The organism is Nocardia sp. NPDC058633, from assembly GCF_042717045.1.
GTDB lineage: Bacteria > Actinomycetota > Actinomycetes > Mycobacteriales > Mycobacteriaceae > Nocardia.
In genome coordinates this window covers 148548-172108 of sequence record NZ_JBHXRA010000012.1, presented here as the reverse complement: position 1 = coordinate 172108, position 23561 = coordinate 148548, and the positions used below count along the sequence as shown (strand labels likewise).

Annotated in this window: 23 protein-coding genes and 1 tRNA gene; 14 read left to right on the top strand and 10 right to left on the bottom strand. The window is 66.1% G+C overall.

Annotated elements, in window-relative coordinates:
- The first annotated feature begins 791 nt into the window (after positions 1 to 791).
- The 3 genes from ACFWUR_RS17995 to ACFWUR_RS17985 all read left to right on the top strand — a co-directional run bounded on the left by ACFWUR_RS17995 (position 792) and on the right by ACFWUR_RS17985 (position 3157).
- The gene (locus ACFWUR_RS17995) at positions 792 to 968 is read left to right on the top strand and encodes a DNA-binding protein (protein ID WP_378908221.1); all 177 of its coding nucleotides are present in this window, start codon (positions 792 to 794) and stop codon (positions 966 to 968) included.
- Between the two features lie 46 nt (positions 969 to 1014).
- On the top strand, positions 1015 to 2460 hold the full coding sequence (gene xerC / locus ACFWUR_RS17990; RefSeq protein WP_378908220.1) for a tyrosine recombinase XerC: 1446 nt from the start codon (positions 1015 to 1017) through the stop codon (positions 2458 to 2460).
- Positions 2461 to 2608: 148 nt separating this feature from the next.
- A complete protein-coding gene (locus tag ACFWUR_RS17985; protein ID WP_378908218.1) occupies positions 2609 to 3157 on the top strand; it encodes a hypothetical protein in 549 nt (182 codons plus the stop codon).
- 852 nt (positions 3158 to 4009) lie between these two features.
- On the opposite strand, the gene ACFWUR_RS17980 is transcribed toward ACFWUR_RS17985, so the two are convergent.
- Together ACFWUR_RS17980 and ACFWUR_RS17975 are read right to left on the bottom strand one after the other, a co-directional pair.
- Positions 4010 to 4654: an HAD domain-containing protein gene (locus tag ACFWUR_RS17980; RefSeq protein WP_063893769.1), complete on the bottom strand. Its 645-nt coding sequence runs from the start codon at positions 4652 to 4654 to the stop codon at positions 4010 to 4012.
- Between the two features lie 1189 nt (positions 4655 to 5843).
- Positions 5844 to 5917 (bottom strand) — tRNA-Pro (locus tag ACFWUR_RS17975).
- 425 nt (positions 5918 to 6342) lie between these two features.
- Between ACFWUR_RS17975 and ACFWUR_RS17970 the strand changes: the two genes are divergently transcribed.
- The 3 genes from ACFWUR_RS17970 to ACFWUR_RS17960 all read left to right on the top strand — a co-directional run bounded on the left by ACFWUR_RS17970 (position 6343) and on the right by ACFWUR_RS17960 (position 10029).
- Entirely contained in the window at positions 6343 to 6840 is a 498-nt protein-coding gene (locus tag ACFWUR_RS17970; RefSeq protein ID WP_378908217.1) for a DinB family protein, read from the top strand.
- Positions 6841 to 6910: 70 nt separating this feature from the next.
- On the top strand, positions 6911 to 9451 hold the full coding sequence (locus tag ACFWUR_RS17965; RefSeq protein ID WP_378908216.1) for a molybdopterin-dependent oxidoreductase: 2541 nt from the start codon (positions 6911 to 6913) through the stop codon (positions 9449 to 9451).
- Between the two features lie 2 nt (positions 9452 to 9453).
- Entirely contained in the window at positions 9454 to 10029 is a 576-nt protein-coding gene (locus ACFWUR_RS17960; RefSeq protein WP_378908215.1) for a TetR/AcrR family transcriptional regulator, read from the top strand.
- A gap of 25 nt (positions 10030 to 10054) precedes the next feature.
- Here ACFWUR_RS17960 and ACFWUR_RS17955 read toward each other — a convergent pair whose 3' ends face one another.
- Positions 10055 to 10639, bottom strand: a complete 585-nt coding sequence (locus ACFWUR_RS17955) for a TetR/AcrR family transcriptional regulator (RefSeq protein ID WP_378908214.1) — start codon at positions 10637 to 10639, stop codon at positions 10055 to 10057.
- A 105-nt stretch (positions 10640 to 10744) separates the two neighbouring features.
- Between ACFWUR_RS17955 and ACFWUR_RS17950 the strand changes: the two genes are divergently transcribed.
- Positions 10745 to 11581 carry an SDR family oxidoreductase gene (locus ACFWUR_RS17950; RefSeq protein WP_378908213.1) on the top strand — a complete coding sequence of 279 codons (837 nt, stop codon included), beginning with the start codon at positions 10745 to 10747 and terminating at the stop codon, positions 11579 to 11581.
- Between the two features lie 4 nt (positions 11582 to 11585).
- On the opposite strand, the gene ACFWUR_RS17945 is transcribed toward ACFWUR_RS17950, so the two are convergent.
- The 5 genes from ACFWUR_RS17945 to ACFWUR_RS17925 are packed head-to-tail and all read right to left on the bottom strand — an operon-like array spanning position 11586 to position 15631.
- Positions 11586 to 12062 (bottom strand): nitroreductase family deazaflavin-dependent oxidoreductase, encoded by a 477-nt coding sequence (locus ACFWUR_RS17945; RefSeq protein WP_378908270.1) that lies wholly within the window; start codon positions 12060 to 12062, stop codon positions 11586 to 11588.
- Positions 12063 to 12113: 51 nt separating this feature from the next.
- Positions 12114 to 12494 (bottom strand): carboxymuconolactone decarboxylase family protein, encoded by a 381-nt coding sequence (locus ACFWUR_RS17940; RefSeq protein ID WP_378908212.1) that lies wholly within the window; start codon positions 12492 to 12494, stop codon positions 12114 to 12116.
- Positions 12491 to 13378 carry an NAD(P)-dependent oxidoreductase gene (locus tag ACFWUR_RS17935; RefSeq protein ID WP_378908211.1) on the bottom strand — a complete coding sequence of 296 codons (888 nt, stop codon included), beginning with the start codon at positions 13376 to 13378 and terminating at the stop codon, positions 12491 to 12493. Before ACFWUR_RS17935 ends, ACFWUR_RS17940 begins: the two co-directional genes overlap by 4 nt.
- Positions 13375 to 14124, bottom strand: coding sequence for an SDR family oxidoreductase (locus ACFWUR_RS17930; RefSeq protein WP_378908210.1), 750 nt, complete (start codon positions 14122 to 14124; stop codon positions 13375 to 13377). The genes ACFWUR_RS17935 and ACFWUR_RS17930 overlap by 4 nt, the downstream gene beginning before the upstream one ends.
- Before the next feature lie 37 nt (positions 14125 to 14161).
- Positions 14162 to 15631 (bottom strand): aldehyde dehydrogenase, encoded by a 1470-nt coding sequence (locus ACFWUR_RS17925; protein WP_378908209.1) that lies wholly within the window; start codon positions 15629 to 15631, stop codon positions 14162 to 14164.
- Between the two features lie 118 nt (positions 15632 to 15749).
- Here ACFWUR_RS17925 and ACFWUR_RS17920 point away from each other — a divergent pair, with 118 nt between their 5' ends.
- The 6 genes from ACFWUR_RS17920 to ACFWUR_RS17895 all read left to right on the top strand — a co-directional run bounded on the left by ACFWUR_RS17920 (position 15750) and on the right by ACFWUR_RS17895 (position 22092).
- On the top strand, positions 15750 to 16343 hold the full coding sequence (locus ACFWUR_RS17920) for a TetR/AcrR family transcriptional regulator (protein ID WP_378908208.1): 594 nt from the start codon (positions 15750 to 15752) through the stop codon (positions 16341 to 16343).
- Between the two features lie 100 nt (positions 16344 to 16443).
- Positions 16444 to 17796, top strand: a complete 1353-nt coding sequence (locus tag ACFWUR_RS17915) for a cytochrome P450 (RefSeq protein WP_378908207.1) — start codon at positions 16444 to 16446, stop codon at positions 17794 to 17796.
- Positions 17797 to 17813: 17 nt separating this feature from the next.
- Positions 17814 to 19073, top strand: a complete 1260-nt coding sequence (locus tag ACFWUR_RS17910) for a cytochrome P450 (RefSeq protein WP_378908206.1) — start codon at positions 17814 to 17816, stop codon at positions 19071 to 19073.
- Positions 19073 to 20317, top strand: a complete 1245-nt coding sequence (locus ACFWUR_RS17905) for a glycosyltransferase family 4 protein (protein ID WP_378908205.1) — start codon at positions 19073 to 19075, stop codon at positions 20315 to 20317. The genes ACFWUR_RS17910 and ACFWUR_RS17905 overlap by 1 nt, the downstream gene beginning before the upstream one ends.
- Before the next feature lie 31 nt (positions 20318 to 20348).
- Positions 20349 to 21080: a class I SAM-dependent methyltransferase gene (locus tag ACFWUR_RS17900; protein WP_378908204.1), complete on the top strand. Its 732-nt coding sequence runs from the start codon at positions 20349 to 20351 to the stop codon at positions 21078 to 21080.
- Complete coding sequence (locus tag ACFWUR_RS17895; RefSeq protein ID WP_378908203.1) at positions 21070 to 22092, top strand: prenyltransferase; 1023 nt, start codon at positions 21070 to 21072, stop codon at positions 22090 to 22092. Before ACFWUR_RS17900 ends, ACFWUR_RS17895 begins: the two co-directional genes overlap by 11 nt.
- A gap of 6 nt (positions 22093 to 22098) precedes the next feature.
- On the opposite strand, the gene ACFWUR_RS17890 is transcribed toward ACFWUR_RS17895, so the two are convergent.
- Positions 22099 to 22755, bottom strand: coding sequence for a class I SAM-dependent methyltransferase (locus ACFWUR_RS17890; RefSeq protein ID WP_378908202.1), 657 nt, complete (start codon positions 22753 to 22755; stop codon positions 22099 to 22101).
- A gap of 63 nt (positions 22756 to 22818) precedes the next feature.
- Here ACFWUR_RS17890 and ACFWUR_RS17885 point away from each other — a divergent pair, with 63 nt between their 5' ends.
- Positions 22819 to 22965 (top strand): DUF1059 domain-containing protein, encoded by a 147-nt coding sequence (locus ACFWUR_RS17885; protein ID WP_378908201.1) that lies wholly within the window; start codon positions 22819 to 22821, stop codon positions 22963 to 22965.
- An 8-nt stretch (positions 22966 to 22973) separates the two neighbouring features.
- Here ACFWUR_RS17885 and ACFWUR_RS17880 read toward each other — a convergent pair whose 3' ends face one another.
- Positions 22974 to 23549 carry a hypothetical protein gene (locus tag ACFWUR_RS17880; RefSeq protein WP_378908200.1) on the bottom strand — a complete coding sequence of 192 codons (576 nt, stop codon included), beginning with the start codon at positions 23547 to 23549 and terminating at the stop codon, positions 22974 to 22976.
- Between the last annotated feature and the right edge of the window lie 12 nt (positions 23550 to 23561).

The following is a 23561-nucleotide window of genomic DNA, read 5'->3' as shown; positions in this document are numbered from 1 at the left end:
TGTTCAGGTTCACGGTCTCGCGCCTGTCAGCTCCGGTGTTCGCATCGAGAAGGTCAGGGGTTCGATTCAGCGCTCCCACTTCGGGCTCCCCGAACGACACGGAAACGACACGCTTTGGACGGGAATCGGCGGGTCTCGACGGACGTCGATGAGCAGCCTGGTTTCGACAAACGTGCAGGTAGCAGGCAATTTTTGGATAGATTGGGAACCGTTGGGATTGGCCTGTTCGAGAGCGGCAGGTATCGATGAGGTCGAAGACCGGGTAGTCGGCTTGGCAAGTGAGTTTCGTTGGCAGTCAGGCGGTCTCGACCATCATCCGGAACTGCGGCGTCGGTCGAGCCTTCCAGCACGTCGGTTGGTCAGCGCACGCCTGAATCCACTCTGACCGTCGCTTAGACCCCTTATCGGCGGTCAGGCCGCCTGTCGGCCCCGGGTCGGCATATGGATTCGATCCGCCGATCCCGCTGTCCGGCTCTCTCGGCCGCGCAACGCCGAAAGCCCCGAGCTCGCACGTAATGAGCCCAAGGCCTTCGTGATTGGGTGATCGGCCGCACACAGGCTTGATGCAAGCTAATGGTTGGCGTTTCACAAAGTAGACGCGGTGGGCGGGTTCAGGCATCGGGCGGTCAGCGGATGCGGCCGACAGCTCGTCTACAGTGGAGCGTGAAGAGTCGTTGCCCGGGGAGGAACCTCGGTGACGCATGCCTTCCCATGACTCTGCTTCGACAGCCCCACGTCCGAACGACGGGACAGGTCCGCAACGACCGTCCCAACCCGACGACGAAACGTGGTTGAGCACCGTCGAACTGTCGGACCGCCTGAAGATCCCCGTGAAAACACTGGCTTCATGGGCCTCCGGTGGGACCGGACCGCGCTTCGCCCGCATGGGCCGCTACCGGCGATACCGACTCGGCGACGTGCGCGACTGGGAAGCTCAGCAGCTGTTCACGCGCCGCGATAGTCGCTGACCGAAACGCCGCATTCGGCGGATCTTTCCATGCAAACACCTCACACATGTTGCCGACGATGCCCTGCGCATCCGAGGCCCTTCTGCGCGTCCACCAGTCTGCCCCGTCAGCGACGCCGCCTCCCCCAACCTTGCGAGCTTCTGCGCGCAGGGTATTCGGGCTGCGGCGCTGTCGACAACACACGAATGAGGTGACCATGACAGGCCGCCGCCCGCGTCCCGTGGGCACGTTCGCGACTCCGTCCAAACCCAAGAAGCAGCGCAACGGCTCGTGGAAGGCAACGGTTCGCTTCTACGGAGTCTGGGGCACTCCCCAGATCACCCGATTCGGCGCGACCTCGGGAGAGGCGAGCGACCGACTGGCCGAGGCCATGCGCGATTTCCGTGAGGTTCCGCGCAACAGCCAGATCACACCAACCACCACTCTCACCACGCTCGCCCAGGAACTGTTGGCCGAGATGCGGGCCGACGCCGCCTGCTCGGCGGGTCTGGTCGAGGACTACCGACGCGAGATCGAAGTCTCCACACACCGCCGCGCGAATCCGAAGACGATCAAGATCGACAACTCGATCGGTCGCCTTCAGATCTGGCAAGCCACTGCCGGCGAACTCGACCGCCACATCAAACAACTCACCACGCTCGGACTCCGCCGAAAAGCCAAGCAAAACAAGATCATCCTCCGATCGATGATGCAAATAGCGGTCCGGCACGGCGCCCTCGACGCCAACCCCATCGATGGCGTGGCAGCGTTCAGGAGAGTTGCCAAACCCGCCCGCGGCAAGATGGCCGACATGGAATCCTTGCCGGCATTCCGTGACCAGGTCCGCGCCTGGGCGCGGGGCGAGGAAGTTCCCGGAACAACGGCATACACCAGCGGTCCGAAACGGGACTGGACCATGGTCTGGGTTGTCGATGTCATCACCGGGACCGGCATCCGCCCCTATGAAGTCTTCGCACTGTTGCTCGACGAGATCGATCTCGACGCGCCCGTCCCCTACTTTGATGTCACCGGCACCCTCGTGGAAGTCAAAGGCGCCGACAACGGTGGGTGGGTGCGCAAACCCACGCCGAAGTCCGAGAACGGATGGCGCCGAATCCTGTTACCCCAAGACACCGTTGAGGCCATCGGTGAAGCGATCATCGACCTGGAGATCACCCGATGCCCGAACCCGATGGGTCTGCTGTTCCCTGCCCGCAACGGATCATTGCGTAACCCCAACAATTTCGGCCGCATCTGGCGGGCGGCCCGCGGTGAGAACTTCGCCTGGGTCACCCCACGCACCTTCCGACGTGGTGTCGCCACCGCAGTCGACCGCGCCTTCGAAAGCCCCGAGCGCGCCGCCCGCCAACTCGGCAACACCACCGCTGTCGCCAAAGCCCACTACATCGACCGCCCCGACACCGCACCCGACAATTGCGAGATCCTCGAGCGCTGGGCCAAAGGCGGTCCGCAGGAGCACCGTCAGTCACCACTCGAAACCCCGGACATGTAGACCGTGATAGCCCGATCGGCATGTAAGGAGCGCAGAACGCCGGAAGCGCTCCCCCGTGTTCCGAGCCACAGTTTGGACACGGTCCACCACGCGGTTCCGTCGCTACAGTCGATATTGACCAAGCCAGGCGCTCGATGAGAGATATTCCGTGACAGTCGATTTCATCGAACCCCAGCCCTCCGACGACCACGAGCACCCGCTCGGCGCTGATCGAATCGCGGCGATGGTCACCGACCTTCCTCCATTGACAGGCGAGAACCCCAACGCGGCGATTCCACTCGAGGCCCAGGCCGCCGACATGGTGCAGGAAATGCTGTATGCCATCGAGAAACAACTCGATGTTGTCGACAGCCAGATTTCCGGGTACACCGACGGAAACGGTCGTCTTGCCTGCTGGACCGAGCAGCGAGTCGACACGTGGAGAATCGCGAGAGCCACCCAACAACACGTCCCGACGTGGGCCACAGTCCGTGCCGACCACCGTCCGCTGTACGCAATGATGTCGAACGCCATGAACCTGCGTGGTTTGATCTCTGCGGAAGACCCGAGTCCTCCCGTGTGGGCGTACATAGCCAACGAGCGCAACAAGCCCCCGCCTCAAATTTGCGGAGCCTCGTCTGCGACTCTTCTTGCGGCAACGGCCTGCCCGTGTGCCCGGGCCATCACGTACCCCCCGGACACACGGCGCTATTTATAAGCGTCGATCCCACACAGGTTGTGGCCAGCAACTATTCCCGCTGGGGTCTCGCGCTCAGCGGTGCCTATATTCCGGCGGATTACCTCGATGCAACTCGCTTCTATCGCCTCCTCTCCACCGTGTATCCAGGGAGCGCTGGCGAGCCAATATCAGCCCGGGACTGGACGCCTGCCCTGCGCACGCTCGCACGAGCGTCAGCGGTCCGAGCATTCGATCTCACGCCAGGAATCCCTGGGATAAGTCCGCAGACCCTGTTCTCCGAAGCTGACGAGGCGCGTCGCGATCGCACCATGCAGGTCGCGTTGCCAGCGTTGAAGCACTCACAGGTGCGCCAGGTCGTACATGGACCGTCATGGGAGCAGAAAGAGGAATGGTGGTCCTTCGCGGTCAAGCACAAACCGGTCGCCGTTGTTCGCAACGCAGGCACGCATGCCTACCCGTCGATCAACTCGGTCAGCCCGGCATCGAGGGCGACAGCGTGTGAAACCCGACCTACGTTGGGCGCTGCTCGAGTGCAGACGTCCAGCGATTGCCCGCTCGTCCGGCTGGTTGAATCTTCCACTGGCGACAGACTCGTAGAAAAACTGCTGAGCAACCCAGACCACTCTCGAAAGTCGAACCCGGTCTGATCACCCGGTTCGACTATGGCAGTGTCCGAATGCGTTCTGACCTGCATATATTGTGCGAAACGGGGAACTCGAGCCCCTGACCCCCACAGTGCGAGGTTAGAGTTCGACCACGATAAGCCGACTACACAAGGAACACAGCCGCCGCGGGCAGGACTGGCGTTACCCCCGTTCGCGCGGGTAGGGCGGCGACGGCGGAAGCACCGTCCAGTCGGACGATTCGGGCTCATCCCCGCTCGCACGGGCGGGCGGCATTTCTCGCTTCAGCCGCACCGCCCGTCCCATCCATCTCGAGGTGATTGTCGGCATCGATGCGTGCCTGGGGGGACGAACGTGGCAACCCGTGCTGGACGTTGCTCCCGGTGTCGTCGAGGACTATCGATCGCAGCCAGCGATCGAGGGCCGCGAAGTCCTCGCCGGTAAGCCCTCGGAACGACTCGACCTGCCACAGGAACGCGGGACCGCGATGATGGACAGCCACCCAGGAGCGGTCGGCATCGGTGATCTCGTCGTCGACCCAGGCGAACGGACGCCCGGCCGCCCAGTCCACCAGGGTCCGGGTCTTCCAGCACAGCCCGAACCAGCGGTCCTCGCGTTCGTGCTCAGCAGCGGGTTCCGGCCAGCGCACGACCGGCAGTCGTGGCAGCCCGAGCCGGGGCGCGATCTCGGCGTTCGCCTCGTCTTCCCATGTTGTGGCCCAGACCAGCTGGCACGGCAACTCTGCCAGCCGACAACCTGCCCCGAGGCTGAGCCGCGAGAAGCGTGCGTCCGATACGGCGTTGCGTGGCCCGCGTCCGGGGTCTTCACCGAACGGCAGAAGCGGCCCGTCGACATCGAGGAACAGCAGTGGGTGGTGTGAGTGATCGGTCATGCCGCCGTCTCGATCAGAGTGAGAGATGCTCTCACTACACCACACCGGACATAGCAGGCCGGCCAGGATTCGAACCAACCCGCTGGGTCAAGGTCAGTGTCGTACCGCCACGAACCTGTGGATCACCCCGATCGGCGTGGCTTCTCGAACAGCTTCTTGAATTTAATTCGGTATCGCGAGTGTCCCGCCCGACGCCGGCGAGTTGGTCGGCGAACGCGGACTGGGCCGCGGCGATCAGGTCCGCTGATACGTCAGGTGTGGCGTCCATGATCTCGAGTAGCGCGTCCTGGACGTCACTGTTGAGCGACAAGTGGGTCCGGCCGCGGCCCTGCTGGGCTTCACCGAGTGCCCATTCGAACTGGCGGCGCATCTCGGCGTCGGTGCGCGGCCCGGAAGATCGGCACATGCTCGTGGCGTCCTCGGTGCTATTTGTTGGGCGGTTCGGACAGAACCTCGCGGGATAACTGGGTCCACCCTGATCCTGCCAACGAGCCCTCCTGCGCACAACAGAGGTGCCCAGGTTGGTCCAGAAGCAGCATGAAGTCGAGATAGGTTGAGTCCGGGCGTGATACGACTCGCCTCGACCGATGAGCTGGTCGAGGCGAGTCCTTCCCCGTGCACCCACGCGCCGCCGCCACGTCGCGGGGCGCGGTCCAGCCTAGGCTCCGCAGGGCCACCGTCGCAGGAGCTGCGCCCGCCGACTGGATATCGGATCTACAGTCGCTTGATAGCCACTGCCACACGCGACTTCGCGGATCGCTCTGCCGCCGCACGTGATACGAAGGCCGAGCTTCGCGATTCGCCATAGGGAGTAGCGACTTCGGCTGTATCAGCGCAAACCCGACATCGAGAGACGGCGCACGGGACCACTCAGAGTCCCGTTCGACTCACACGCGCGGACTACCCAACAGGTCGGACGGTTGGCGGCGTCGCATCGATCCCAGGCGCGTTGCGGCATCGGTCGGGGCGGAGCGGGACTCCGCCGCACAGGTCGGCGTTTACGACGGACGTGAAGAAGGACTGCACCTGACCGACCGCACGGACGACTCTCCCAGCAACCCGGCGGAGGGGAACCACGGGGCACTGGACAGGTGATCAGATTCAAAACTGTGGAGTTTGGCCAAACCACGTCAAATCTCCAAGACACAAGAAGACCCCCTCCGACTCAGGTCAGAGGGGGTTTTCACTGTCGGGCTGACAGGATTTGAACCTGCGACCACTTGACCCCCAGTCAAGTGCGCTACCAAGCTGCGCCACAGCCCGTTCTTGCCCCCGTCTCCGGGTGCTCGAAAAGATTACCTCACCACTCGTCGAAGGTACTAATCGGCTGGTAGATGCATCTTTTATCGTTGCCTGGCCGCACCTCCGACGATGCGGTGGAGCTGGCGTGAGTGCCGAGTTCGTCGGGGTCACACTCGGTTCCGTGGAGTAGCGCGCGAAGGCCACTGCCGGGACGGCATCTGACATACTGACGCAGACGGTCTCGAGCCCTCGGCGCTCGACCGCTCTCGGCTGCGGTGCACATCAACCCGCATCGCCTTCCTCATCCGCGTTCCGCGACGAGCACTCGATCCACCCTCTGGTTCATCACCGCCAGCTGGACGTGTGGCACCCGAGATCACTCGCGATCATCCGCTCGTAGCAGGCCGCATCGAACTTCGACCAGCAAGAGAACGGAGTGAAAGTCCATGTCTACAAACATAATTACCATCGGAACCGAGCGAGCGATCATCGAGAACACACTCGATCGCAACCGAGAAGCGCTCATCGCGACCGCGCGCGGGCTCTCCGATGTCGATGCTCGCCGACGGCTCGTCGCGTCGCTGACCACGCCGATCTCGTTGATCAAACACGCGGCCGCTGCGGAGCGGATCTGGTTTCAGCGGTTCTGGGCGGGGCTGGACGAGTCCGAATGCGACGGGTACTCGAATCGAGACGAGGGCACGTTCGTTGTCGCCGCCGACGAGTCGCTGGTCGAGGTGATCGCCGAATTCGAGCGCGCAAGTGGGCGGTCACGGGTGATCGCCGCTCGCTTCGACCTCGACGACACCAGGGTGAATCCGCGTGAGGGGGCTGTCAGCATGCGGTGGACACTGCTTGCCATGATCGAAGAATTCGCCCGCCATGCAGGTCACGGCGACATTCTGCGCGAGCAGATCGACAGGTCTCGCCGGTCAGGGGGTTGACCCTCCCCTGTTCTATGCAAGACTACATAGCAAGTGCCGCGATCGGTGCTTCTACCTCGAAGGGGCTTGTATGTCGCGCAACACCCCGGCTGCCGATGACAACATCGCGGACTCGCCCGAAGCGGCGGTCTGGCGAAAGACTGCCTGCATTCTCTGCGAGTGCAATTGTGGTCTCGAAATTCGGACCGACGGTCGCAACCTGCTCAAGATCAGAGGTGACAAGCAGCATCCGGGGTCTGCGGGCTACACCTGCGAGAAGCCGCTGCGGCTCGACAAGTACCAGTCGGGTGCGCACCGCATCGACACTCCGCTGCGACGCACCGCTGACGGCACGTACGAACCCATCGACTGGGATACCGCCCTCGATGAGATCGCCGCCAAGCTCGCCGGGGTCCGTGACGAGCACGGCGGGGAATCGATCTTCTTCTACGGTGGGGGCGGGCAGGGCAATCATCTCGGTGGCGCCTACGGTCGCGCGCTGTATCACGCGGTCGGTGGCCGGTATATGTCGAATGCGTTGGCGCAGGAGAAGACCGGCGAATCGTGGGTCGATTCGCAGCTCTACGGCAATCACACCACCGGCGACTTCGAACGCAGTGAAGTCGCGATCTTCGTCGGCAAGAATCCTTGGCAGTCACACGGCATCGCCCAGGCGCGGCCGGTGCTGCGCGAGATCGCGCGGGACCCGAATCGAACGATGATCGTCATCGATCCGCGCGTCAGCGAGACCGCGGCATTGGCCGACTATCACCTGCAGGTCAAACCAGGTACCGACGCCTGGTGCGTGTCGGCGATCGCGGCGACGCTGGTCCAGGAGAATCTGCACGACGAGGCATGGTTGGCCGAGCACGCGACCGGCGTGGAACCGGTGCTGCGGGCGCTGCGGGCGGTCGACATCACCGCCAACGCGCGACGCTGCGGTCTCGACGAGACGCTGATCCGCACTGTCGCGCGTCGAATCGCCGCCGCCGAGAGCGTCGCCACCTACGAAGACCTCGGCGTGCAGCAGTCGCCCAACAGCACCTTGGTCGCCTACCTGAACAAGATGCTGTGGATTCTCACCGGCAACTTCGCCAAACCTGGTGGGGTGCACATCCATTCGTGGATGTTTCCGCTGGCCGGATGCTGGCACGCCATTCCGAAGCGGAGTGCGGCGCGCAGATCACAGTGGGCGCGGCGTGCGGTCGCGACCGTGGCGATGCGCTACGGCGCCACCCCGGCACGTCGGCTGATCGCCGCGACCGCGGGGCACGGCGCGATCGCACGGAACATGGCCGGGTTGACCGCGAGTGCCACGCTCGACGTGTTCTTCGACGCTGTCGCGGTGCCGATCGCCCGCACTATCGCGGACAAGTTGAGCATGGCCGAGGGGCCCACGCACACACCGGTTTCCGGTGCTCGGATTCTGAACGGCCTGATTCCGTGCAACTCGATCGCCGACGAGATACTCACCGATCACCCCGCCCGGTTGCGGGCGATGTGGATCGATTCGTCCAATCCCGCTCACTCGCTGGCGGATTCGGCTCGGTTCGTGGCGGCGATGCGATCGCTCGAGCTGACGGTGGTCGTCGATGTGGCGATGACCGAGACCGCTCGCCAGGCCGATTATGTGCTGCCCGCGGCGAGTCAGTTCGAGAAGTACGAAGCGTCGTTGTTCACGCTGCACTTCCCGCACAACAGCTTTCAGGTGCGGGCACCGCTGATGGCGCCGTTGCCGGGAACGCGGCCCGAACCGGAGATCTACGGCGCGGTGATCGACCGGCTCGGCGTGGTCGAGCCGCGCCTGCTCGAGGAGTTGAGCGCGGCGGCGCGGGTGAGCCGGGAGGCGTTCGCACTCGCGCTGTTCTCCACGCTGAAAGCGCGCCCCGAACTGTCCGGGCTCACGCCATATCTGCTGTACCGCACCTTGGGCGCCGGCCTGCCCGAGGGGCAAGCGGCGCTGGCGCTGGCATGGGGATTCGCGCTGCTGTGCGTGATCTCCCAGCCCGACGCAGTGGCACGCGCGGGATTCACTGGATCCGGTTTCGGGCAGGCCGAGGAGTTGTTCGAGGCTCTGCGCGCGCACCCGGAAGGGGTGATGTTCTCCGATGACCGCTATGAGGACGCGTGGCGCTACATCCAGCACACCGACGGCAAGATCCATGCCGCGATCCCGGAACTGCTCGACGAACTGCGCGCGGTCTGCGCGGTCGACCCCGAATACACCAGCGCGGAGTTCCCGTTCACCCTGTCGGCCGGTGAGCGGCGCGCCTTCACGGCGAACGTGATCATCCGCAATCCGGATTGGCGGCGCCGCGATCGTGACGGCGCGTTGCGGATCGGGGTGGCCGATGCCGAGCGACTCGCGCTCTCCACCGGTGACAGGGTGCGGGTGGTCACCGAATCCGGTTCCGCGACAACCTCGGTGGAGATCAGCGAGATGATGCAGGCCGGCCACATTTCGCTGCCCAACGGCATGGGCGTCGCCTATCCGGGTGAGGACGCTGTGGTCGGTGTCGCGCTGAATACACTGACCTCGACCTCGCGACGCGACAAGTTCTTCGGCAGCCCCTGGCACAAGAACGTTCCAGCCCGGCTCGAGGTGCTCGCGGCGCCGACGAAGGAGGACTGACGGTGGGAGCTCGAACCGGTACTCGCCAGAAGATGCTGGGCAGCGCGATCGAACTGCTGCGGGAGCGGGGCGCGGCCGGGGTGACCATCGACGCGGTGCTCGCGCGCAGCGGCGCCCCGCGCGGATCGGTGTATCACCATTTCCCCGGCGGCCGCGCCGAGATCATGACCGAATCACTCACGCTCGCCGGCGATGCGATCAGTGACCTCATCGAAGAAGCCGCGACGCGGGGTGCGTCCGGGGTATTGGCCGGCATCGCCGAGTTCTGGACGGCGATCCTGCTGGCGTCCGATTTCGAGGCGGGCTGCCCGGTGGTGTCGGTGGCGGTCGGCGGATCGCCCGAGGACCACCACTTGCACCCGGAAGTCGCGAACATCTTGCACCGGTGGCACGACACCCTCACCAGCGCGATCACCGCGGAAGGTATCGAACCGGAACGCGCGGGGCGCTTGGCCACCATGGCGATCGCGAGCGTCGAAGGGGCGGTGATCCTGTGCCGCGTCAACCGCTCCACGACCGCTCTCGACGAGGTCGTCGAGGAATTGCGCGTCCTGCTCGCCGCCGCCGTCGGCAGGTAGGGCAGCTCCGCTGGACGCGGGACCCTCAGGCAGGTCGCAGAATTCGCAGGGCGGCGCGCTCGATGCGGTCGGCGATTTCGGAGTACGACTCGTAGCCCATGCCCGCCCGCACCAGCGCACCGGCGTAGATGATCTCGAGCCATTCGATGACCTCGTTGTCGGCGTCCGGGCCGAGTGCGCGCGCGAGCCTGTCGCGGATCTCGATGCCGATGCGGGTGCGCAAATGTTCGACGTCCGGATCCGAGCCCAACAGCGCGCCGGTGACCGCGCCGGACAACTCCTGCTCCTCGGCCACCAGGAGTGCGATGTTGCGCAGCTCGGCCAGTACGCGCACCGTCGGGTCGGGATTCTCGCTCGCGGGTGAACGCGAGGCCAGCAGGCGACGCCAGAAGATCTCGGCGACCAAGTGTTCCTTGGAGGAGAAATAGGTGTAGGCGGTGGCGGTGGCGACGCCGGCCTCCGCGGCGACCAGCCGGATCGTCATGCCGGAAAAGCCATCTCGCGTCAGTACCACCAGCGCGGCCCTCGTCAGCCGTTCGACGGTGTCGGCCTGCTTACCGGTCAATCGACGCCGGGTGGCTTCGAGACTGATGGAATCGCTTTCAGACATGCGTCCGGATGTTACTCGCCAGTTCCGACGCCTCGACGAGGCACACCGCGTCGGCGCACGAGGCGGGGTTGATTCATACTAATGTCCAGAATACAATCTGGACACATGTCTGATGCATTGAACGCGAGATCCACCGCCGACAAGGTCGTCGTCGTCACCGGCGGCGCGCGCGGCATCGGACGTGCGGTGGCGAGTGAACTCGTCCGAGCCGGTTCCGTCGTCGCCATCGGCGATATCGACGCGGCCACTGCCGCGAGCACCGGAGCCGAGATCGGGGCTGCCGTGGCGCGCCACCTCGATGTCACCGACCCGGCGTCGTTCGCGAGCTTTCTCGCCGAGGTCGACAAGACCTGCGGCCCCGTCGATGTGCTGATCAACAACGCGGGCATCATGCCGGTCGGCCGGTTCGCCGAGGAGTCCGACGAGATCACTCGCCGGATACTCGACATCAATGTGTACGGCGTGCTGCTCGGCACCAAGCTCGCCCTGCCGCACATGCTCGCCCGGGGTCGTGGCCACATCGTGAACATGGCCTCGATGGCGGGCGAGAATCCGACACCGGGAATGGCCACCTACTGCGCGAGCAAGCAGGCCGTGCTCAGCTTCACCGAGACCATGCGCCTGGAACACCGCGGCACCGGCGTGCGGTTCTCCGCCGTGCTGCCGACCTTCACCCGCACCGAGATGATCGCCGGAACCCGCGCTCCGCGTGCGCTGCTCGCCGAGCCGGCCGACGTCGCCGCCGCGGTCGCCGCCTTGATCGCCAGGCCACGGCGACGTGTGTCGGTCACCCGCACCGCGGGCATTCTCGCCGCCTTCAACAAGCTGACCCCGCGCCCGCTCGGTGAGTTCATGGCTCGGCGGTTGGGCGTGCACCGCACCTTCATCGATGTCGACCGCGATGCCCGTCGTGCCTACGACGACCGGCTCGCGGCCGACTGAAGTCTCAGCTGCGCGACAGGATCACGACGGGGATCTCGCGTTCGGTCCAGGACTGGTAGGCATCGAAATCGGCGTAGAGGCCGGTCAACAACGGCCACAGGCGCTGACGCTCGTCGGCGTCGGCGACGCGGGCGCGTACCGGGTAGTGCTCGGCGCGGATCCGAACATGCGCGTTCGGATCCGCGAGCAGGTTCAGATACCACTGCGGATGATTCGCGAGACCGCCTTGTGAGCCGACGATGACCAGATCCTCGCCGTCGACGAGGTAGAGCAGGGGCGCGGCGAAGATCTTGCCGGACTTGCGACCTCGATGTTCGAGCAGCAGCGTCGGCACCGGACTGCGGAACCCGGCACCGATCCGCCAGGTGCCGCCGACGCGGCCGTTGGTGCGGCGATAGATCCACGCTTGCATCCGTGACCCGTATCGGATGATCCGGGTCGTCATCGGCGAGTTCAGCCCTTTCGGCTGATTTTTCGGCATAACCATCGTTCGCACGCTACAGCGATCGCGGATCGTCGATTTCGGTGTCGGTCACTTCTTCCGACGCTCCTGGGCGATCACCTTGCCGACGGTGCCGTCGAGCTTCGTCCCCGCGGGCCAGCCGACGTAGTGGCACAGGAACAGCGCGATCTCGCGCAGCTGTTCCTCGGACAGTTCGCCGTTGCGCAGGGCGGCACCGATCTGGATCTCGGCGACATCGACATTGCCCTGCGCGGTGAGCGCCCCGAGTAGCAGCAGTCGTCGTTCCCGCACGGTCAGGGCGGGTCGCGACCAGATGTCGGCGAACAGGTGGTCGGCGGTGACGGCGAAATGCTCGCCGGGACCGTCCTCGAATTCCCAGCCGTAGACCTCGGTCATCTTGGCGAGGCCGCGCTGTCGAACGTCGGCGGGGGTTTCTCCGTTGGTGGTCATGAGGTCTCCTTGTCGAGAGCGGGTTCGGCGACGCCGAGTCCGCCGGCCAGTCGGGCGAGGGCGAGTTGCGCCAGCGGCAGCTCGACCCCGAGCCGGTCACCGAGATCGAGGGCGAGCGTGAGGTCCTTCTCGCCGAGGTCGCGCACGTGGCCGAGGATGGGGAACCAGAAGTCGTCCGGGTCGATCGGCGCGGTGGTCTCGCGCAACATGATCGCGCCCGGCCCGCCGGTCACCGCATCGGAGTGGCGGACCACCTTGCCGAGCGCGGTGAGACTGAGCCCGGCGGCATCGGCGAGCCGCTGCGCCTCGGTGGCGGCGGTGAACGAGATGAAGTGGAGCAGGTTGCGGGCCAGCTTCATGCGCGTTCCGGCACCGACCGGGCCGGCGTGCACGATGAGGTCGGAGAAGCATTCGAACGGCGGCCTGATCAGGTCCACCGCGGCGGCGCTGCCGCCGACCATCACGGCCAGACTCCCCCGGGTCGCGCCGGGTGCGCCACCGCTGACGGGCGCGTCGACGAATTCGACCTCGTGCTCGGCACACCGGGCCGCCAGCTCCTGCGCCGTCCGGTCACTGATGGTGGAGTGCACGGCCACGACCGTGCCGGGCGCCGCGGTGCTCAGGATGCCCGCGGGACCGGTGAGGACTTCGGTCACCTGCGCGTCGTCGATGACGGTTACGCAGATGATCCGCGCGTGCGTGGCGACCTGCGCTGGATCGGCCACCGCGCGCGCACCCGCCGCAACGAACGGCTCGGTGACCTCGGCCCTGATATCGCACACCGTGAGCCCGCCGGGCCACTCCAGCAGTCGGCGCGCGATCGGCGCGCCCATATTGCCCAGTCCGATGAATCCGACCGGGGCACTGGCGGATTCGGTCGTCATCGGATGATCTGCCCGCCGTCGACATTGAGGATCTGGCCGGTGACCCAGCTCGCCTCGTCGGAGAGCAGGTACAGGCAGGCGCCGACCAGGTCCTGCGGGGTGCCCATCCGCTTGATCGGGATACGCTTGACCATGTCCTTGACCATGTTTCCCGGCGTGACGGTCTGGGTGGCCTCGGTGTCGATCGGGCCCGGCGCGATCGCGTTCACCCTGATCCGCGAACCGCCCAGTTCGGTGGCGAGCTGCTGGGTGAGGCCGTTGATGCCGACCTTGGCCAGCCCGTAGAACCCCGAGTACAGCCACGCGGCCGTGGAGGATTGGTTGACGATCGAGCCGCCGCCCGCCGCGACCATCGGCTGCCAGACCGCGCGCGTCACATTGAGCGCGCCGTCGAAGTTCACGCCCATGAACTTCTTGTAGTAGTCCCACGGGACGGTGAGCAGCAGATCGAGCTTCATCTCGCCGTAGATGGCCGCGTTGTTGACCAGGTGGTTGATCGCGCCGAACTCGGCGACGGTGAATTCCGCCAAGGCCGCCGCTGATTCGGGATCGGCGACGTCGACGCGGCGAAAAGCCGCGACCCCGCCGTCGGCGACGATTTGCTTGGCCACCTCCTCGCCGCGCTCGACGTTGAGATCGGCGACGACGACATTGGCGCCTTCGGCTGCCAGCGCGGCGGCGTAGACCGCGCCGATGCCCTGCGCGGCGCCGGTGACGATCGCGGTACGGCCGGTGAAACGTGCCATGGTGTTCAGCTCCTGAGTGTGGATGATGTCGGTGAGGTCAGGCGGGGGTGGCGATCAGCTTGGTCTCGAGGTATTCCTCGAAACCGGCGACGCCCATCTCACGGCCGATGCCGGACTGCTTGTAGCCGCCGAACGGCGCGTCGGCGTGGTACCAGAGGCCGCCGTTGACGCTCAACGTCCCGGTGCGCACCCCCGAGACCACCCGGTCGATCCGGTCCTGGTCGGTGCCCCACACCGAACCCGACAGGCCGTAGGGCGATTCGTTGGCCAGTCGGATGGCGTCGTCGTCGCCGTCGTGGGCGATCACGACGAGCACCGGCCCGAAGATCTCCTCCTGCGCGACCGTCGCGGTGTTGTCGAGTCCGCTGATCAGCGTCGGTTCGATGAAGTACCCGCGTTCCTTGTCCACGGGCCTGCCGCCACCGACCTCGATACGCCCGCCTTCGGCCCGCGCGATCTCTAGGTAGCGCTCCACTCGGGCTCGCTGACGCTCGGAAATCACTGGCCCGCAGACCGTTCCGGGGTTGGTCGGGTCACCGGCGGCGAGCCCGCGCATCGCCCCGGCCGCGGCGGTGACCGCGGCGTCGTAGGACTCGCGCGGCACCAACAGCCGGGTGGTGAGGGCGCACCCCTGGCCGGCGTGGACGGCGACGGTGAATGCGGTGTAGCTCGCCGCCGCCGCGATGTCGGCGTCGTCGAGCACGATGGCAGCGGATTTGCCGCCCAGTTCGAGAAAGGTGCGCTTGAGCGTGGCCGATGCGCCGACCATCACCGAGCGGCCGGTCTGGGTCGAGCCGGTGAAGGTGATCATGTCGACGCGCGGATCGAGGACCAACTGGGCGCCGAGGCCGTGGTCGGAGGAGGTGACGATATTGATCACCCCGGCCGGGATGTCGGTGTGCTCGGTGATGAGCGCACCCAGCACCGCCGCGCACCAGGGTGTGTCCGGGGCGGGTTTGAGCACCACGGTGTTGCCCGCCGCGAGCGCGGGTCCGATTTTGGCCATGTTGATCTGGTGCGGGAAATTCCACGGGGTGATGGCACCGACGACACCGACCGCCTCGCGGCGGATCACCCGGCGACTGGCGATACCCATCAGGTCCCTGGTGCCGAGATCGGTTTCCCAGGTGTAGTTGTCGGCCAGGTCGGCCGCGTAGGACAGGTCCGCGATCGGACCCTCCAGCTGCGGACCACTGGTCAGCATGACCGGGGTGCCGACCTCGGCGATCGTGATCTCGCGCAGTTCCTCGAGGTGCTCGCCCAGCACGTCACGCAATTGGCGCAGGCAGTGCGCGCGAAACTTCGGATCACGCGACCACTGCGTCTCGTCGAAGGCGGTGCGTGCCGCGGCGATGGCCGCCTCCATATCGGCGCCCGAGGCGTCGGCGGCGTAGCCGAGCACTTCCTCGGTGGCGGGATTGATGGTCGCGAAGACACCGGAGCCACCCGGAATCAACTTGCCGCCGATCAACAGTGGGGTGCCTTCGGCGGGGACGAGACCGTTCATAGCAAAGCTCCGATACGTGTCTGGACAGGTGTACGGAATATAGTTCGGGTTGTCGATCGGACGCAAGACCATCGGCGTCCATTGGCCTGTACACCAGGCTGTAGTAGCATCCGGACACATGTCCGAAATCGCGCCTACCGGCATCGAAGCAACTCGACGACGCTTGACCGAAAAGCAGGCCGATACCGTGGACCGCCTGACCGTCGCCGCCGTCGACGTCTTGTCGCGCGAGGGCTACTCGGGCACGACGATCCGGCTCGTCGCCGCGTCGGCGGGTGTCGGCACCGCCACGGCCTACACCTACTTCTCCTCCAAGGAGCACCTCATCTCCGAGGTGTTCTGGCGGCGCCTGGTCGCGATGCCACCCCTGGCGACCGGCGAGGCCGACCAGACCACACGCGTCGTCGCCGTCCTTCGCCAGGTCTCGATGCTGGTGGCCGACGAACCCGCCCTGGCCGGGGCCGTCAGCAGCGCCATGCTCGGCGACGATCCCGACGTGCGACACCTGCGGGTGCGCATCGGCAGGGAGATCCGCCATCGACTCGGCGAAGCGCTCGGCACGAAGGATCCCGAAAGCCTGGCCGCGCTCGAGCTGCTGTATTCCGGCGCGCTGCTCCAGGGCGGGATGGGCTTGCTGTCGTATGCCCAAGTGGCCGATCTGCTCGAGATCTGCGCGCGCCGATTGCTGGCCACACCCGCCACCGACAGCTAGCCCGAATTCGGCTCGAACCTTGTCGCGCACCCGGAAACCGTAGTACTGTCCAGACACTTGTCCATGACATTTCTGGACAGTATTCCAGGAAGGACTTTCCATGACGCTGGTCAAACCGCAGCGCGTCTCCGGAGGCGAGGACGAACACGGGCACCTGGCCGAGTTCCGCACCGACCCGATCGCGCTGATGCGGCGCGTTCGCGCCGAGTGCGGCGATGTCGGCGCCTTCGAGCTCGCGGGGCGCGATGTCGTCCTGCTGTCCGGCGCCGAGGCCAATGAATTCTTCTTCCGGGCCGGCGACGAAGATCTCGACCAGGGCGCCGCCTATCCCTTCATGAAGCCCATCTTCGGTGAAGGCGTCGTCTTCGACGCACCCCCGGAGCGCCGCAAGGAGATGCTGCACAACCAAGCCCTGCGCGCGGACCACATGCGCGGGCACGCGGGCACCATCGCCAACGAAGTGGACCAGATGGTCGCGCGCTGGGACGACGAGGGCGAGATCGACCTGCTCGAGTTCTTCGCCGAACTGACCATCTACACCTCATCGGCCTGTCTGATCGGGGTGAAGTTCCGCAATCAGCTCGACGGCCGCTTCGCACACCTGTATCACGAACTGGAGCAGGGCACCGACGCCCTGGCCTACGTGGACCCGTACGCGCCCATCGAGAGCTTCGTCCGACGTGACGCGGCACGCGCGGCGCTGGTCGAGCTGGTGCAGGCGATCATGAATCAGCGCGAGGCCGATCCGCCGACCAGTAAAGACGATCGCGACATGCTCGATGTCCTCATCTCGGTGAAGGACGAGAACGGGACACTGCGGTTCTCGGCCAGCGAGATCACCGGCATCTTCATCTCGATGATGTTCGCCGGCCACCACACCACCTCGGGCACGGCGGCCTGGACGATCATCGAACTGCTGCGCCACCCCGAGACAATGGCCGGCGTGGTCACCGAACTCGACGAGCTCTACGCCGACGGCGCCGACGTGAGTCACCATGCGCTGCGCCAGATCCCGAATCTGGAAGCCGCGCTCAAGGAAACGCTGCGCCTGCATCCGCCCTTGATCATCCTCATGCGCCTGGCGCGCGGGGAATTCGAGGTCTGCGGACATCGCATCGAGCCCGGCGACATGGTGGCCGCCACCCCCGCCGTCTCCAACCGGATCCCGGAGGACTTTCCCGACCCGGACGCCTTCGACCCCGGGCGCTATCTCGACCCACGTCAGGACGACATCCTCAACCGCTGGACCTGGATTCCGTTCGGCGCGGGCAGGCACCGCTGTGTGGGAGCGCCGTTCGCGCTCATGCAGCTCAAGGCGATCTTCTCGATTCTGCTGCGGGACTGGGAATTCGAGCTCGCTCAACCGTCGGATACCTACCGCAACGATCATTCGAAGATGGTGGTGCAGTTGCAGCAGCCGTGCCGTGTCCGCTACCGCCGCAGGCAACGCTGAGCGCGGCGGAGGTCACCGTGTCCGCACCGTCCATTCCCCCCGGCTTCGACTTCACCGATCCGGCCCTGTGGGAATCACGCAATCCCGTCGAGGAATTCGCCGAGCTACGCCGAACCGCTCCCGTGTGGTGGAACGCCCAGACCGACAGGCAGTCGGGTGGCTTCCGCGACGGCGGCTACTGGGTGATCACCAAACACGAGGACATCAAGGAGGTTTCGCGCAATCCGGAGCTGTTCTCCTCCCAGCAGAAAGGTTCGGTCATCCGGCTGCCCGGCGAGGTGACACCCGAGCAGATCGAACTCACCGGCGCTCTGCTGCTGAACATGGATCCGCCCAAGCACACCAAGATCCGACGCATCATCTCCAAGGGATTCACGCCGCGCGCGGTCGAGGGGTTGCGCGCGGCGTTGAGCGAGCGGGCGGCCGCGATCGTGGCGGCCGCACGCGCGGCAGGCGGTGGTGATTTCGTCGAACAGGTGGCGTGTGAGCTTCCGTTGCAAGCCATCGCCGAACTCATCGGTGTCCCGCAGCAGGACCGTCGCAAGCTGTTCGACTGGTCGAACCAGATGCTCAACTACGACGACCCGGAGTACGGCGACGCGACCACCGCCGACGCCTCGTCGACCGCGGCGATGGAGATCCTCGGCTACGCCTGGAACATGGCCGAGCAACGACGCGCCGATCCCGCCGACGACATCGTCAGCAGGCTCGTCCATGCCGACCTCGACGGGGAGGCGCTCGGCTCCGACGAGTTCGGCTTCTTCGTGATCCTGCTCGCGGTCGCGGGCAACGAGACCACCCGCAACGCCATCACCCACGGGATGAAGGCGTTCATCGACAATCCGGATCAGTGGGAGCTCTACAAGCAGCAGCGCCCACGCACCGCGGCCGACGAGATCGTGCGCTGGGCGACACCGGTGACGGTGTTCCAGCGCACCGCGACCGCCGACACCGAGCTCGGCGGACAACAGATCCGCGCCGGTCAACGCATCGGATTGTTCTACGGCTCAGCGAATTTCGACGAGGACGCGTTCGGGAATCCGTTCGACTTCGACATCCTGCGCGACCCCAATCCGCACCTGGGGTTCGGTGGCACCGGAGCGCATTTCTGTGTGGGCGCGAACCTGGCGCGACTCGAAATCGAGCTGATCTTCAATGCCATCGCCGACGTGATGCCCGATCTGTCGCAGGTTTCGGAGCCACAGCGGCTGCGATCGGGTTGGATCAACGGCATCAAACACTGGCAGGTCAGCTACGAGTCGGGAACGGTGCACTGATGCGGATCGCTCTGCTGTCCTATCGGAGCAAGGCGCACTGCGGCGGGCAGGGTGTCTACGTTCGGTACCTGAGCCAGGGGCTCGTCGACCTCGGCCACGACGTCGAGGTGTTCTCCGGCCAGCCCTATCCCGAGGATCTCGATCCGCGCGTACGGCTCACAGAGGTGCCGAGCCTGGACCTCTATCGCGACGAAGACCCTTTCCGCACACCGCATCCCCGTGAGATCCGCGACCGCATCGACCTGCTCGAACTCGCCACCATGTGGACGGCCGGGTTCCCCGAACCCCGCACGTTCAGCATGCGCGCGGCCCGGCTTCTGGCCGCGCGCACCACGGAGTTCGATGTGGTGCACGACAATCAGTGCCTCGGTTACGGCCTGCTCGACATCGCCGAGAGATTGCCGCTGGTGGCCACTGTCCACCATCCGATCACCCGCGACCGCGCGGTGGACCTGGCGGCGACGCCGTGGCGGCGCAAGCTGTTCGTGCGACGCTGGTACGGGTTCCTCGGCATGCAACAGCGCGTGGCGCGCGAGATTGCGGACCTGATCACTGTGTCCTCCTCCTCAGCCGCAGACATCGCCGAGGACTTCGGGGTGGCGCCGGGGCACCTGCACACCGTCCCCCTCGGGGTGGACACCGAGCTGTTCCGGCCGCGCGCGACACCACGGGTGCGTGGGCGGATCGTGGCTGTCGCCAGCGCGGACAAGCCGCTCAAGGGCATCGCCCATCTGTTGAAAGCTGTTGCCCGGCTGCGCCACAACCACGAGGTCGAGCTGCGGCTGGTCGCCAAGTTGGAGCCCAACGGCCCGACCGAGAAGTTGATCGCCGAACTCGGCATCGCCGATATCGTCACCCCGGTCAGCGGTGTCAGCGACGAACAGTTGGCCGAATTGCTCGCCTCGGCCCAGATCGCCTGCATCCCATCGATGTACGAAGGTTTCTCGCTGCCCGCTGTCGAGGCGATGGCCAGCGCAACACCGCTGGTCGCCAGCCGCGCCGGTGCGCTGCCCGAGGTCGTCGGCGAGTGCGCCGAACTGGTTACGCCCGGCGACGTGGATGCCCTGACCCGGGTGCTCGGCGAACTGCTCACCGACTCCGACCGGCGCGCCCGCATGGGCGCGGCCGGGCGCGATCGCGTGCTGGCGCTGTTCAGCTGGGCAGCTGTCGCCGCGCAGACCGTCGCGATCTACGAACAGGCCATTGCCCGCCGCTCCCCCACATCGCCGGGCACATCCCGATGACCATCCCTTCCCACACTTCCCCGGAGGCTCCATGTTGACCGTCGATTTCGACCGCCTCGGCGTCGGCCCCGGGTCACGGGTGATCGACATCGGCTGCGGCGCGGGCAGACACTCCTTCGAGGCCTACCGCCGCGGAGCCGACGTTGTCGCCTTCGACCAGAACGCCGCCGACCTGGCCGACGTCGACGTCATGTTCGAGGCCATGGCCGCGGCGGGCGAGGTGCCGGAGTACGCGAAGGCCGAGACCGTCCGTGGTGACGCGCTCGATCTGCCCTACGGCAACGACGAATTCGATGTGGTGATCGCCTCGGAGATCCTCGAGCACATCCCGCGGGACAACCGTGCCGTGATCGAGCTGATACGAGTGCTCAAACCCGGTGGCGCACTGGCGGTCACGGTGCCACGATGGCTGCCCGAGCGCATCTGCTGGGCGCTGTCGGACGAATATCACGCCAACGAGGGCGGCCATGTGCGCATCTATCGCGCCGACGAACTGCGCGACAAGATCACCGCGCGTGGCCTGCGCTACCACCACCAGGACTTCGCGCACGCTCTGCACTCGCCCTTCTGGTGGCTGAAATGCGCGGTCGGCGTGCGCAACGACGACCATCCGCTGGTGAGCGCCTATCACCGCTTGCTGGTGTGGGACATGATGTCGGCGCCCGCGCTGACGCGCTCGGCCGAACGCCTGCTCAACCCGTTGGTCGGCAAGTCCGTGGCCCTGTACTTCACGAAACCGGCGGTGCGCAGCGATGCCCGCTGATCTGCCTGCCGTCCCCGGGGTCGTCTCCGCGCGCGATATTCGGCGCACCGCCGAATCCATCGCCGCCGCACAGGAACCCGACGGTGCAATCCCCTGGTTCAGCGGTGGCCACACCGATCCGTGGGATCACATCGAATCCGCGATGGCACTGACCGTGGCTGGCCTGTGGGACCAGGCCCGCGATGCCTACATCTGGTCGGCGAAATCGCAGCGCTCCGACGGCTCGTGGCCGATGCAGTTGCGCCGCGGCGTGATCGAGAATCACGACGCCGACACCAATTTCTGCGCCTACCTCGCCACCGGTGTCCTGCATGCCCTCGACGTCACCGGCGATATCGGGTTCGCCACGGAGTTGTGGCCGACGGTCCGCGCGGGCATCGACTTCGTCCTCGGCCTGCAACTGGGCACCCACGGCGAGATCCACTGGTCGGCAAGCGAATCCGGATCCTCCGGGGAAGCACTGCTGACCGGCTGCTCCAGCATCTTCCACAGTCTCGGCTGTGCGGTGACCCTCGCCGAGCGGGTGGGCGATCCGCGACCGGACTGGGCGGCGGCCCGCGACCGGCTCGGCGACGCGCTGCGCCATCATCCGGAAGCGTTTTTGGACAAGGGCCGCTATTCCATGGACTGGTACTACCCGATCCTCGGCGGTGCCCTGCGCGGCGCGGCGGCGAAGGACCGGATCGCGCGGCACTGGGACGACTTCGTGGTCGCCGACCTCGGCATCCGCTGTGTCTCCGACGCCCCGTGGGTCACCGGCGCGGAAACCTGCGAACTGGTGCTCGCCCTGGACGCCATCGGCGACACCGCTGCCGCCACCACCCTGTTCGGCGATATGCAGCATCTACGTGATGTCGACGGATCCTATTGGACCGGACTGGTTTTCACCGATGGCAAGCGCTGGCCCGAAGAACGCACCACCTGGACCGCGGCGGCGGTCGTCCTCGCCGCCGATGCCCTCACCCGCACCACCGCGGGCAACGGCATCTTCCGCGACGCGCTCCCCCGCTGAGCAGGCTCAGCCGCAGGCGGCGGTGCGCTGCAGGATGCGCAGCGAACCGGTGACCGACAGTTCGTCGAACTTGCCGCTGTCGAGGGCGCGGCGATAGATGTTGAACGGCGCCCGGCCACCGTCGGCGGGGTCGGGAAACACATCGTGGATGGCGAGCAGCCCACCGCCGGCCACCCAGTGCACCCAGTTGTCGTAGTCGCGCTGGGCGGCTTCCTCGGTGTGGCCGCCGTCGACGAACAGCATCCGCAGCGGGGTGCGCCAGACGCGCGCCGCGGCGCTGGAGGAACCGATGATCGCGGTCACGGTGTCGGTGAGGCCCGCGTGAATCATGGTGCGCCGGAACGTGGTCACGGTGTCGAAGACGCCGGTCTCCGGGTCCACGAGGCTGGTGTCGTGGTACTCCCAGCCCGGCTGGTGCTCCTCGGAACCGCGATGGTGATCGACAGTGAACACCGCGGCCCCGGTCTCGCGGGCGGCGGCGCCGAGATAGACGGTCGACTTGCCGCAGTAGGTGCCGATCTCCATGATGGTGCCGTCGCCGCCGTACGCGCGGGCGGCGGCGTAGAGCGCGTGTCCCTCGTCCGGCGGCATGAATCCGACGGTCCGTTCGGCAAGTGCGAACAGGTCGCTGGTACCGGCGGTGATCTCGTCTACAGCTCCCATGCGGGCCACGCTAACATACGAACTGGAATACAATCCAGACTACTGTCCAGCTAGGAGAAGATGATGAAGACTCGCTTGAACTGCCCCTGCGGCGTCAGCATTCGGGGTACCGACGAAGACGACCTGATCACCCGGACCCAGGCGCACCTGGCCGAGAACCACCCCGGCCACGACTACACCCCCGACGAGATCCTCTTCATCGCCTACTGAGTCATCGCCTACTTGGTCGGCAGCGCGTTCTGCAAGCCGCCCACCTCGGTGATCTGCCAGTTCGCGTCGCGGTCGACGGTGAGCGAATAGGTGACGGTGGTGCGCGTGCCCTCGGGCGTCTGCGCGCTGGTGGAGACGACATCGAGATAGGCGTTGACCTTGTAGATGCCACCGCTTTCCGATGTCACCGTCGCCGAGAGCGGCGTCGCCTTCGACGTCCACTGCAACGGCAGCAGAATCTGCTCCAACTGTGGTGCGGTGGCGTCGAATTTCGCGGCGAGTTGCGCGGTGGTGCCGGTTTGCAGTCGGGCGAACCACGCCTTCACATCGCGGTAGTCGATCGTGGACGCGCCGACCCCGTAGTCCGAGGCGATCTGCTCGACACGCCTGGCGTCGGCCGCACGCGCGTCGCGCTCGGCCAGCGTCGCGTCGGCGGAGAAGTACAGCGACGCGAAGGTGACCACCGCGACGACGAGGGCACCGATCGTGGCGGTGAGCACGACCGTCGAGACTCGGATGGACACGGTGCGCGGAGGCTGCCCTTCGGTCTCGGTTGCGGGGGCTGCTTCGGTTGCTGTGCTCATGATCTGTCCTCT

Coding starts and splice junctions, on each gene's coding strand:
- xerC (WP_378908220.1), top strand. CDS start 1,015: ATGTTGCCGACGATGCCCTGCGCATCCGAGGCCCTTCTGCGCGTCCAC.
- ACFWUR_RS17980 (WP_063893769.1), bottom strand. CDS start 4,654: ATGACCGATCACTCACACCACCCACTGCTGTTCCTCGATGTCGACGGG.
- ACFWUR_RS17970 (WP_378908217.1), top strand. CDS start 6,343: ATGTCTACAAACATAATTACCATCGGAACCGAGCGAGCGATCATCGAG.
- ACFWUR_RS17965 (WP_378908216.1), top strand. CDS start 6,911: ATGTCGCGCAACACCCCGGCTGCCGATGACAACATCGCGGACTCGCCC.
- ACFWUR_RS17955 (WP_378908214.1), bottom strand. CDS start 10,639: ATGTCTGAAAGCGATTCCATCAGTCTCGAAGCCACCCGGCGTCGATTG.
- ACFWUR_RS17950 (WP_378908213.1), top strand. CDS start 10,745: ATGTCTGATGCATTGAACGCGAGATCCACCGCCGACAAGGTCGTCGTC.
- ACFWUR_RS17945 (WP_378908270.1), bottom strand. CDS start 12,062: ATGCCGAAAAATCAGCCGAAAGGGCTGAACTCGCCGATGACGACCCGG.
- ACFWUR_RS17940 (WP_378908212.1), bottom strand. CDS start 12,494: ATGACCACCAACGGAGAAACCCCCGCCGACGTTCGACAGCGCGGCCTC.
- ACFWUR_RS17935 (WP_378908211.1), bottom strand. CDS start 13,378: ATGACGACCGAATCCGCCAGTGCCCCGGTCGGATTCATCGGACTGGGC.
- ACFWUR_RS17930 (WP_378908210.1), bottom strand. CDS start 14,124: ATGGCACGTTTCACCGGCCGTACCGCGATCGTCACCGGCGCCGCGCAG.
- ACFWUR_RS17925 (WP_378908209.1), bottom strand. CDS start 15,631: ATGAACGGTCTCGTCCCCGCCGAAGGCACCCCACTGTTGATCGGCGGC.
- ACFWUR_RS17920 (WP_378908208.1), top strand. CDS start 15,750: ATGTCCGAAATCGCGCCTACCGGCATCGAAGCAACTCGACGACGCTTG.
- ACFWUR_RS17915 (WP_378908207.1), top strand. CDS start 16,444: ATGACGCTGGTCAAACCGCAGCGCGTCTCCGGAGGCGAGGACGAACAC.
- ACFWUR_RS17905 (WP_378908205.1), top strand. CDS start 19,073: ATGCGGATCGCTCTGCTGTCCTATCGGAGCAAGGCGCACTGCGGCGGG.
- ACFWUR_RS17900 (WP_378908204.1), top strand. CDS start 20,349: ATGTTGACCGTCGATTTCGACCGCCTCGGCGTCGGCCCCGGGTCACGG.
- ACFWUR_RS17895 (WP_378908203.1), top strand. CDS start 21,070: ATGCCCGCTGATCTGCCTGCCGTCCCCGGGGTCGTCTCCGCGCGCGAT.
- ACFWUR_RS17890 (WP_378908202.1), bottom strand. CDS start 22,755: ATGGGAGCTGTAGACGAGATCACCGCCGGTACCAGCGACCTGTTCGCA.
- ACFWUR_RS17885 (WP_378908201.1), top strand. CDS start 22,819: ATGAAGACTCGCTTGAACTGCCCCTGCGGCGTCAGCATTCGGGGTACC.
- ACFWUR_RS17880 (WP_378908200.1), bottom strand. CDS start 23,549: ATGAGCACAGCAACCGAAGCAGCCCCCGCAACCGAGACCGAAGGGCAG.